Here is an 11,013-nt window from a genome sequence, read left to right as displayed (position 1 = left end):
CGCGATCCTCAGCGGCCGTGCGACAGCCCCGGGCGGCGGCCGCCGGACGCGCTCAGTCGGCCGGTTCCGGCGCGCGGGCGACGGATCCGAGGCTGAGCCGGCGCGCCAGCACCTCGAGCAGCTCCGGAGGCGCCTTCAGGAAGCTGTAGTGCGTCCCCGGCAGGACCTCCTTCTCGGTGTCGGCCCAGACCTGCCAGCCGCCCATCAGGGTGTGCGGCACCTCGACGTCGTCGCTCCAGCCCAGCGCGGTGATCGGGCAGGGCACGGAGCCGGCGGGGCGCCGGTACTTCCGGTTGGCCTCCAGATCGGCCTCCATCACGTCGATGAAGAGGTCGACCAGTTCGCCGGCGGAATCCGCGGCGCCCATCTCGGTGAGCAGCCCGGCGATCTCGTCGCGCAGACCCTGTTCGCTCAGGCCGAGAAAGCGTCCCCAGGGACCGTCCTGCGGCGCCACCTGGCTGGACACGAAGTACCTGTCCGGCGCGGGCAGGCCGCGTTCCGCGATCTCGACCACCAGCTCGAACGCCGGGAGCGCGCCGCCGCAGTGCCCGAACAGCGCGTACGGGCGAGCCGTGACCAGGTCCCCGACGTCGTCCAGCAGGGCCGCGGCCAGCTGCTGGTAGGTGCCGAAGTGCGGCTCTCGCGACCGGTTCTCGCGGAAGGGCAGTTGCAGCGGGACCACCTCGGCCGCGCCGATGGTGGACGGCCAGGCCCGGTACATGGACGCACCGCAGCCGGAGTACGGCATGCAGAGCAGCGACATCGGCGCGTCGGGAGACGGCTCACGCAGGAACCAGCGCCGCTGCCGCGGATCCATCACGCCTTCTCTCCGATCACCACGCCGTTGGCCCCGGGCGCGTCGAAGCGGACCGTGCGCACCCGGGCGCAGCCGGCGTCGCGCAGCCACCCGGTGTACTCCGCCGCGGTGTAGTTGCGCCCCAGGGTGCCGACCAGCATGTTCATGCTCATCAGGGCCGCGTCCACCGGGCCGGACTTGTCGTCGGCGACCAGCAGCTCGCTGATCACCACGAGGCCGCCGGACGGCAGCGCGTCCATGCAGGCGGCGAGGAGCCTCCGGTTCCTGGCCTCGTCCCAGTCGTGCATGATCATCGATAGCAGTACGGCATCGTGCCCGGCCGGCAGCGGATCGGTGAAGAAGTTCGCCGACGCGGTGGAGATCCGTCCGGACATCCCGGCGGCGTCGATGCGTTTCCGCGCGATGCCGCACACGTGCGGCAGATCGAGCAGGGTCGCGCGCAGGTGCGGGTAGTGCCGGCACAGCGCGATCAGGGTCGCCCCCGACCCGCCTCCGACGTCGAGGATCCGGCCCACGCCGGACAGGTCCACGGCCTCGGCCATCCGGCGGGCGGTGAGGGTGGAGTACGCCCACAGCGCGTCCCAGAAGTAGTCCGGGGTGTTGCCCTCCTCGAATATGGTCCGGTTCGGATCGCGCACCGGCCTGCTCGGCGCGTCGGCCCGCACCGCCTCGGCCGCGCGCGTCCACCCCGGCGCGGTGTGCTTGGCCACCATCAGCACGTAGTCGCCGAAGTAGTCGGGCCTGCCGGGCACCAGATAGTGATCGGCCACGGCACTGTTGCGGTAGCGCCCGTCCTGCTGCTCCAGCAGTCCCAGCGCGGCGCACGCGGTCAGCAGGATCTCGGCCGGACGCTCGGCGACGCCGAGGCGGTCGGCCAGTTCCCGCGCCGTCGCCGCGCCCGTGGCCAGGGCCTGGAACATCCCGGTCTCGATCGCCGCCGTCAGGGTGTGCGTCCGCCACATGCCGGTCGCCAAGTCGATCAGCAGGGTGGGCGGCGGCGCCGTCCCTGACGCGTCCGTCGCATCGCCGATCGTCTCAGCGTCAACGGTCATACCCGCCTCCGTAGTAGGTTCGTGACTCAGTGTGTCATCCGTGGCGTTCCCGTGGCGGTCCTGTCGCCGATCGGCGGGGCCCGGCGGCCACAGGTGCGGCGTGCGGACCGCGGCGGAGGGGGTCGTGGTCGCGTCGTGGAGCAGCTTCGCCAGGCCGCTGACGGTCGGGTCGGCCATCAGGTCGGGCAGCTCGATCCAGCGGCCGGTCTCCTGCTCGATGGCGCCCTGTAACTGGGCCATCTGCAGGGAATCTCCGCCGAGTTCGACGAAGTGGTCGTCCGCGCCGACCCGGTCCACCCGCAGCAGGTCGGCGAACAGCCGGGCCAGCATGGTCTCCGTCCCCGACGCCGGCGCCCGCCACGTGCTCGCCGGTCGCCAGCGGGTCCAGTCGGCCGGCGGCAGCCGGCGGCGGTCGACCTTGTTCGAGGTGTTCAGCGGAAGCTCGTCCATCTGCACGTAGGCGACCGGGACCATCCAGTCGGGCAGCCGTTCCACCGCGTGGTTGCGCAACTCCAGCGGCGCGATGTCCCGCGTCCCGACGAAACAGGCCACCAGCCGGCGTTGGTCGCCGTCCGTCGTCGCGACCACCGCCACCTGGCCGACGTCCGGGTGCCGGCCGAGCACCCACTCGACGTCGCCCAGTTCGACCCGGTGGCCGCGGATCTTCACGATGTCGTCGATCCGGCCGTGGTGCTCGAGGACGCCGTCCGGGCGGAACCGGCCGGCGTCGCCGGAGCGATAGATCCGGCTGCCGGGACGGCCGAACGGGTTGGGCCGGAACCGGTCCGCCGTCTGCGCCGGATCCCCGAGATACCCCAGGCTCAGGCAGTCGGAATCGATCCACATCTCGCCGATGCCGTCCGCTGCCGGGGTCAGGCCGTCCTCCTCCAGCAGGTGGACGGTGACCCCGTCGATCGGGCGGCCCACCGGCGGAGCGGCCTCGCGGTCGGCGTCGGTCGCCGTGGCGGGGGTGCACCGCCGATGCCAGGGGTGGCAGGAGTTGGCGATCTGGAACGCCTCCAGGCTGCCGTAGGAGATGGCGACCTCGAACGGCAGGTCCGCCGGCCCCCACCGGTTCAGCCGTTGGCCGCCCACGGTGAGCAGCCGCAGGGCGCAGTCGCGCGGCCAGGGCAGGTTCTGCAGGACCTCGGCGACCGGGGCGACCACGAAGCACTGCGTGATCCGCTCGGCCACCACCCAGTCCCGCAGCGCCCGCGGGTCGGCGTACACGTCGTGGTCGCCGATCACGACGTGCGCGCCCTGCCAGAGCAGGCCGCTGACCTCGTGCAGCGCGATTCCCGCGCCGGCCGCGCCGAGCCAGGAGCCGCGGTCGTCGCCCGTGGTGGCGTTGATCGCGGCGCTGCGTGCGGCGCTGAGCGCGAGCCAGGAGTGCTGGGCCAGAACGATCTTCGCCGCCCCCGAGGAACCCGAGGTGTACATGGCGTAGGCGAGTTCCTCCCGGCGCGGCGCCGGACGGGGGTCGGGCACGTCGCCCTCGGAGACGGCGACGCCGTCGAGCGCCACCACGGGCAGCCCGCGGGGCACGGACGGCATGGGGCGCCCGATGCCGCGGCCGGGGGCCGCGGTGACGACCGCGGCGGGCCGCCCGGCCTCGATCGCCCGGCGGAAGCGCTCGGCCGGGGCCGCCGGATCCAGCGGCATGGCGACGCCGCCGGCCTTCAGGCAGCCGAGCATGCCGACCACCCATTCGATCGAGCGGCCCAGGTACATCGCGACGATGTCGCCGCGCGTCACGCCCGATCCGGTCAGCCGCATGGCGAGGTGGTTCGCCTGCCGGTTCAGCTCTTCATAGGTCAGCTCCCGGTCGCCGTGTGCGACCGCCGGCGCCCGCGGGGTGGTGCGGGCGAACTCCTCGACACGGGAGACCAGGGTCGAATCCGTGCTCGCCTCGTGGATGGCCGGTAGACGGGTCGATGGTGAGGTCATGCCCTGTGACTCCTCTGCGGGGAAGCCGGTGCGAGCGGTACGTGTTCCGTTGTGGATGCGCGCGTGCGTCTGCGGGGTTTCCTCAACACACCACATGTCACGGTACAGCCTCTCTGCCGAGAAGGCACTAGCCGCGACCTGTGCCGTCGACAGGCACTACTGCGGTGGCTGCACACTGGGTTATGTTTTTCACATGAGATACTACGTAGACTCCATACCTCTCGCGGCCGTTCAGGAGCACTTCTGGGTCGCGGACGGTTCGGCGGCCGAGCAGGCTCCGCTGACCGAGTGTGTGGGGCTCGCCGTGCCGGGCTGGCTGGATCCGGACGCCCTCCGCGTCGCGGTCCGCGCGCTGCTGTCCCGGCACGAGATTCTCCGCAGCGCCGTACGGCAACGCGACCGGCATCCGGTTCAGGTCGTGCTGCCGGTGCCCGAGCCGCCGCCGCTGACCGAGATCGCCCTCCCGCACCGGGATCGCGCCGCGGACGCGGAGCGGGACCTGCATCGGGAGCTGTCCCGGTTCGCCCTCGCCGGGATCGACCCCGCGGCCGGCGGCGCCGTCGCGTTCCTGCTGCTGCACGGCGGCGGCCCGGCGGGCGGCGACGTCCTCGCCCTGGCGGCGCATCACGTCTTCCTGGACGCCACCGCGGTCCGGCTGCTGCTGGCCGAGCTCAGCGCGGACTACGCGGCCGCGCTGGCCGGAGAGCCGTCACCGGTGCCCGCGCCCGAACTGCAGTATCGCGACTTCGTCCGGTGGGAGCGCGACACGCTGTTCCCGGCCTTCGAAGCCGCCGACACCGCCTGGTGGCGGGAGACCCTGCGCGGCGTGCCGACGAGCCTGGACCTGCGGCCGGACCGGCCGCGCCGGCGGATCCGGCGCGGGGTCGGCCGGCGCACCGAGTTCGTCCTGCCCGGAGTCCGCGGTCCCGTCCTGCGCGGCATGGCCAGGACCCTGCGCTGCTCGCCGTACACCCTGTGCCTGGCCGGCTGGGCGGCCATGATCACCGGCTCGACCGGCCGCGAGGACCCGGTGCTCGGCGTGCTCGCGGCCAACCGCGGCGTTCCCCGGCTGGCGTCGCTCGTCGGGCAGCTGTCCAACACCGTCCCGCTGCGGCTGGACCTCGGCGGCGGCCCCACGCTGGCCGAGGCGGTGTCGCGTTGCTCCGCCGCGGTGGCGGGGGCGATCGAGCACGCCCGGTTGCCGTTCGGCCGGATCGTGCAGGCCGTGGCCGCGCCGCGCCCGACCGACAGGACCACGCTGATCCAGCACCTGTTCCTGCCCCGGGTGGACGCGGTCGGCGAGCTGAGCCTGGCCGGACGGCCGGTGCGGGTGCTGGACGTCGAACGCGACCGCGGCCGGTTCGACACCGTCGTCGAGGTCGGATTCGCCGAGGACGAGGTGCGGCTGTGGCTGGAGTACGACAGCGATCTCTACACGCCCGACGGGGCGCACGCGCTGGTGGCGGACTACGCCGGGGTGCTGCGGCAGTGGCTGGAGCGGCCCGAGCTGCGGGTGCCCGAGCTGGAACTGCAGGCACCTGACCCGGCGCCGCTCGGCACGACCACGATCGAGCCCGCGGAGACGCTGCGGATGGAACTGCCCGACGGCACACCGGTCACGCTGCGGCTCGACCGTTCCCGCGGGGAGGAGCACTGGCCGGTGCTGGCCGGACTGACCGTGGCGGCGGGACCGGCCCGGGCCGAGGACCTGCGGCTGGAGCCCGGGCGCTCGGTGCACCAACCGGCCGCGCTGCTGCTGGCCGGGGCCCCCACCGGGCTCACCGCCCGCCGGGACGCGCGGGGCCGGTTGGAGATCGTCGCCGGGCTGCCCGCGACCGGATCTCCGCACGCCGAGCCACCGGGCGTCCGCGGCACGACGGGCCAGGACCGCCTGCTGGAACTGGTCACGGAACTCTGGGCACACGCACTGGAGCAGCCCGGGCTCGGCCCGGACGACGACTTCTTCGTCTGCGGCGGGCACTCGCTGCTCGCCACCCGCCTGACGGCCGACATGCAGGAGACCCTCGGGGTTCGGGTGCGGGTGCGGACGCTGTTCGAGAACCCCACCCCGGCCGAGCTCACCGCCACCCTGCGGGCGGCCAACCCGCAGCTCGACAGCATGCTCGAACTCGTCGCCGGGCTGCCCGACCTGCCCGCCGACGCCGCCGACGAGGAGGCCGACACGGGAGCGGCGGGCGTGGCTCAGACCGTCTCGGCCGCACCCGATCGCCTCGACGCGGTGATCGAGACGCCGTTGCTGTCCGGCCAGCGCCAGATCTGGCTGGCCGAGCAGGCCGACCCGGGCGCGCTCACCCACACCATCCCACTGGTCCTGGACCTGTCGGGACCGCTGCGGCCGGACGCGTTCGCGGCGGCGGTGAACGACGTGGTGGCGCACCAGCCGGGGCTGCGCGGAACGTTCGTCGAGGTGGCCGGCCTGCCGGTGCAGCGGATCCATCCGCACACGGAGATCGACGTTCCGGTGGTCGACCTCACCGGCCTGGACGACGCCGAACGGGACGCGGAACTGAAGCGGCTGGAGCAGGAGATCGCGTTCATCGGCTTCGACATCACCCGCTACCCGCTGCTGCGGGCCCGGATCATCCGGCTGGACGCGCGGCGCCACCAGGCCCAGTTGCTGTTCCACCATCTGGTCATGGACGAGGTGTCGATGACCCTGCTGATGCGGGAGCTGAGCGCCGCCTACGAGGCCAGGGCCGCCGGCCGTGAGCCGATCCTGCCCCCTCATGAGATCGACTTCGCCGCCCTGGCCAGGGCCGAGCAGCGGATGCTGGACGGTCCCGAGGGCGAGCGGCTGCGGCGGTTCTGGATCCGGGAGCTGGCCGGCGCGCCGCCGTTGCGGCTGCCGACCGACCGTCCCCGCGGTGACCGGGCGAGCTTCCGCGGCGAGTTCCTCGAGCGGCCTCCCTCGCCCGCCGCGGCCCGCGCCGTACGCGAGCTGGCCACCGCCGGTCGGACCACCCCGTTCGCCGTGTTCTGCACGGCGGCCGCCGTCGTGTTGCACCGGCTCAGCGGCCAGCACGACATCCTGATCGGCATCCCCACGGCCAACCGCACCCAGCGCGGCGCCGAGCAGCTGATCGGCTGCTTCCTCAACGTGGTCCCGGTCCGGCTCGACCTTTCCGGCGGCCCCCGTTTCGACGAGCTGGTCCAGCGGGTCAGCGCGGCCGTGCTACGCGCCTACGAGCACCAGCAGGCGCCGTTCGCCGACATCGTGCAGACGCTCCAGCCTCGCCGGGTGCCCGGGATGCACCCGATCTACCAGGTCACCTGCGAGTTGCAGCTCGAGTCCTGGATCCCGGCCCGGTTCGCCGGTCTGGAGTGCGACTACCGCTTCCTCACCCACGGTACGGCCCGCTACGACATGGCCTTCCACGGGCTGCTGCGCCCCTCCGGGCTGTCGGCGATGCTGGAGCTGAACACCGACCTGTGGGATCACGCGTTCGGCTACCGGCGGATCGACCAGGTGCTGGAGATCCTGCTGGCCGCCGCCGAGGCGCCGCACACTCCGATAGGCGACCTCCCGGCGGCGTCGCGCGTCTGACCCTGCCGAGGTGTCCCGGCCCGGCCAGTGCCCCTCCCGCCCGCCTTTGCCCGGGCGTCGCGGCACTACGTCGTGTTTCAAAAGTCATGTCCTGCTACGCGCGGCCAGATGGCGCCTCGCGGCGTCGGACTCGTCGCCCGTAGCCTCCCGGCCACGAGCTCCTCCTCCGCCTTGCGATGCATCCATCTGGATCCACGCTCGCGACGGACAGCACTTTTTCAACACTCCCTAGACCACGACGACCCGCAGGTCTTCCGGAACGTCGTCGGCGAGGCGGTGGACCGACCCGAGGACGATCCAGAACACGGCGCAGAACGCCAGCGCCGCTCCCACGACGAACACGACGGACGTGGCGAAGACCGCCGCGATCGCGCTGCCGAGCAGCGGCCCCGCGGCGTGTGCCCCCCAGACGAACGGGAGCGCGACACCGGCGACGCGTCCCATGGCGGCGGGCGGTGTCGCCTTCTGGATGAGGGTCATGATGCCGACATTGCCGATGGGGGTCGTGAACGACGCCAGACACTGCGACGCGACGATCACGCCGAAGGCGAAGCCCGTGCCGCCGATCGTCGCCAGGGGAAGCAGGAGGAGCGCGATGCCCAGCACGATGTGCGTGAAGATCAACGTCCGCCCCATGCCGAGGCGCTCGTTGATCTTGCCCGCCAGGATCGCGCCGAGCATGACGGTGACCCCGCCGAGGCCCAGCGCGAGACCGACCTGGGCGGCCGAGAAACCCAGGTCCTGGTACGCGAACACGATGACCATCGCCAGGCACATCGACACCGCGATGTTGCCGAAGGTGGACATGAGCGTGAGGTAGCGCAGCATCCTGTTGCCGAAGGTCATCACCGCGCCGTCCTTGGCGTCGCGCAACGTCGCGCCGATGCCGCGATTCGACGGCGCGGGCTCCGGCTCCCGCATGCGGATGAAGAACAGGGTGATGCCGGCGACGAGATAGGACACCGCGTCCAGGAGGATCGCCCGGGCCGCGCCGACCAGGCTGACCAGCCCGCCGCCGAAGGATCGGCCGAGAATCAGCGCCAGCGACCGGCTGATCTGCGTCTTCGCGTTACCGTCGATCAGATCGGCCCGGTCGAGGACCTGCGGCAGGTAGGCCTGGTACGCGAGCTGGAACACGACGTCGAAGATGCCCTTGAGCAGGGCGGCGATGTAGAGATGCGTGAGCGTGAGCTGGTCCAGGACCGCGGCCAGCGGAAGCGACCCGAGAATGACGAACCGCGCGACGTTCGCCACCTGCATCAGGAAGCGGCGCCGCATCCGGTCGGTGATGACGCCGAATATCGGCCCGAGCACCACGAACGGGATCCACTGCAGCGCCATCAGCAGGCCGACGGCGAGGGCGCCCTCGCCGAACGCGAGCACGGCCAGCGAAGGCAGCGCGATGACGCTGACCTCGCTGCCCAGCAGGCTGACGGTCTCACCGGACCACAGCCACCGGAAGTCTCTGTTGCGGAAGAGCACGGATCTCTGTCTCGGCTTCTCCTCTAACGCGCGGGAGTCCGTAGCTTCCTGGCCGCTCATTCGCATCACTCCGTATACACAACATCGGGGGGTACTGTCTGTGCAAAAGTGCGCTGATAGGCAGGCCGGGATCCCCTGCCGCGATACGTAGCCAGTCACCGCGGCGCGGTGCAGGCGTGCGTAGATACTACACCGGAAGAGGTGTTCGAGAACGGCGTTTGACAACAGGACCGGCCATCGGATGCGCCGGTGAAAGACGTCGGTCAGGGGTGAGGCTACGACCGGGATCCGGTGGTGTCGCCGGTGTCTCCCGGCGACCCGGATGCCCATGACGCCCGCGGTCGATCTCGGGTTCGCCCGGAGTCCGGTGTGGACGACAGCGGTTCGGCCAGAGGGGACGCGTCACTCGCGTGGTACCGGACCACTCGCACGGCCGTCACTCTCCGTGACGCGAGGCGGGCCGTCCGTCGCCGATCGGCGGCGCCGCACGGCGGGGCACACCCCAGAGATGCTATATATACGACGGCCGGAGTCTACACAATATTGCCTTTGTCGATGACATGCTGATTCAATAATACTCAACACTCGGCGCGCCGAACCCTTGAGAGGGGCCTGCCATGGACGACTCCCGGCGAACGGCCCCGGGCTCGCCCGTCACGGCAGGCGAGCCGCTCGCCGGAGGGCGCGCACCGGCTTCGCCCGGCACGACCGCATCGGCGGCGGCGCCCGGCTGCGAGGAAGGGGGCTCGACGAGCTCCCGGACATCCCTCCCCCAAGCCCAGTCCTAGGCGCGGCGCGACGTGGTCAGGAGGAAATGTGACAGCGACAGAGGAAACAACGAAGCACGACGTCATCGACCGGCTCACGACGACATTCGACTACCACGACCCCGAGTACACTCCGGAAACCGCCGAGATCATCAACCGCGTGATCCGTGACCGGACCCCGGTCGCCTACTCCCCCGCGCACGGGGGCATGTGGGTCCTGTCCCGTTACGAGGACGTCAAGGCGGCGTTGCGGGACCACGAGACCTTCAGCTCGGCCGAGGGCGTGCATTTTCCTCGCGCAAAGGGCATGCCGCCGTTCACCCCCATCGACTTCGACCCGCCGGAACAGGCACGGATCCGCGCGCTCATGGCGCCGCCGATGAAGAAGAAGGCGATCCGCGACCTGGAGTCCCGCGTACGCGCACTCGCAGCGGAGCTCATCCCGCCGATCGTCGAGCGCGGCCACGGAGATCTCGTCGCCGAGTTGTCCCAGCCCTTCGCGATCAGCGCGCTGGGCCTGGCCCTCGGGTTGTCCGACGAGACGCAGCACGAGATCCGTGCGATGACGAACACGATGTGGCGGTACCTGTCGACGGAACCCGACGCCAGCAGGTTCTGGGGACAGTATCAGCCCATCCTCGCCGGGGAGATCAGACGAGCCAGGGAGAACCCCGGAGACCACTACCTCTCGTGGCTGGCCAACGTGCGCGTCGACGGCGAGTTCCTGTCGGACGACCTGCTGTGCTCGATCATGGTGTCGTACTGCGTCGCCGGGCACGCCAACACGATGAACACCGTCAACCGCGTCCTGTGGTGTCTGGGCAAGGACGTCGACCTGCAGTATCGGGTCAGGCGGGAGCCCAAGCTCCTGACGCAGCTCCCGGACGAGGCGCTGCGGCGGTGGTGCCCGACCGACCGGTTCACCCGGGTCACCACCCGCGACGTCACCATCCGCGACATCACGATTCCCAAGGGGTCACGCGTCGTATTGATCTTCGACTCGGCCAACCGCGACCCCGAGCAGTTCCCCGACCCCGAGGAGTTCTCCGTCGACCGGGCGAACTCGCACCTGCACCTGACCTACGGCCACGGCATCCACCGCTGCCTCGGCGAGCACTTCGCGCGGATGGAGTTCAAGGTGCTGCTGTCGGAGATCGCCAGGCATCCCGTGTTCCGGCTCACCGAGGAGCCACCGGTGCACTTCGACAACGGCAGGCACATCATCTTCGACAGACTGATGGTGCGGTTCGGCGAGACCGGCGGCCCGTACGGCGAGACGGGCCTTCAGGCGGACGCCTCCCCCACCGGCTGACCCGCGTCCTGCTCAGGGGTGCCGCCACCGCCGTGGCGGCACCCTTCGGCGCCGTACGCGACACGGCCCGG

Annotated in this window: 5 protein-coding genes; 2 read left to right on the top strand and 3 right to left on the bottom strand. The window is 71.4% G+C overall.

The window, feature by feature from the left end; all coding sequences use genetic code 11:
* Positions 1-52 precede the first annotated feature (52 nt).
* The gene (locus AP234_RS12495; protein ID WP_055479798.1) at positions 53-817 is read right to left on the bottom strand and encodes a thioesterase domain-containing protein; all 765 of its coding nucleotides are present in this window, start codon (positions 815-817) and stop codon (positions 53-55) included.
* Positions 817-3,816 (bottom strand): AMP-binding protein, encoded by a 3,000-nt coding sequence (locus AP234_RS36165; protein ID WP_160330424.1) that lies wholly within the window; start codon positions 3,814-3,816, stop codon positions 817-819. The genes AP234_RS12495 and AP234_RS36165 overlap by 1 nt, the downstream gene beginning before the upstream one ends.
* A gap of 193 nt (positions 3,817-4,009) precedes the next feature.
* Between AP234_RS36165 and AP234_RS12485 the strand changes: the two genes are divergently transcribed.
* Positions 4,010-7,381 (top strand): condensation domain-containing protein, encoded by a 3,372-nt coding sequence (locus tag AP234_RS12485; RefSeq protein ID WP_055479797.1) that lies wholly within the window; start codon positions 4,010-4,012, stop codon positions 7,379-7,381.
* Positions 7,382-7,609: 228 nt separating this feature from the next.
* Here the strand turns inward: AP234_RS12485 and AP234_RS12480 are convergent, their stop codons facing one another.
* Complete coding sequence (locus tag AP234_RS12480; protein WP_055479796.1) at positions 7,610-8,863, bottom strand: MFS transporter; 1,254 nt, start codon at positions 8,861-8,863, stop codon at positions 7,610-7,612.
* Positions 8,864-9,679: 816 nt separating this feature from the next.
* Between AP234_RS12480 and AP234_RS12475 the strand changes: the two genes are divergently transcribed.
* Positions 9,680-10,942 (top strand): cytochrome P450, encoded by a 1,263-nt coding sequence (locus tag AP234_RS12475; protein ID WP_235558137.1) that lies wholly within the window; start codon positions 9,680-9,682, stop codon positions 10,940-10,942.
* Positions 10,943-11,013 lie beyond the last annotated feature (71 nt).

It is taken from the genome of Sphaerimonospora mesophila, assembly GCF_001417795.1.
Taxonomy (GTDB): domain Bacteria; phylum Actinomycetota; class Actinomycetes; order Streptosporangiales; family Streptosporangiaceae; genus Sphaerimonospora; species Sphaerimonospora mesophila.
This window is presented reverse-complemented; position numbering and strand designations above follow the sequence as displayed.

Bases quoted from the DNA above. Each gene is read 5' to 3' on its own strand.
- AP234_RS12495 (WP_055479798.1), bottom strand. From the start codon at position 817: ATGGATCCGCGGCAGCGGCGCTGGTTCCTGCGTGAGCCGTCTCCCGAC.
- AP234_RS36165 (WP_160330424.1), bottom strand. From the start codon at position 3,816: ATGACCTCACCATCGACCCGTCTACCGGCCATCCACGAGGCGAGCACG.
- AP234_RS12485 (WP_055479797.1), top strand. From the start codon at position 4,010: ATGAGATACTACGTAGACTCCATACCTCTCGCGGCCGTTCAGGAGCAC.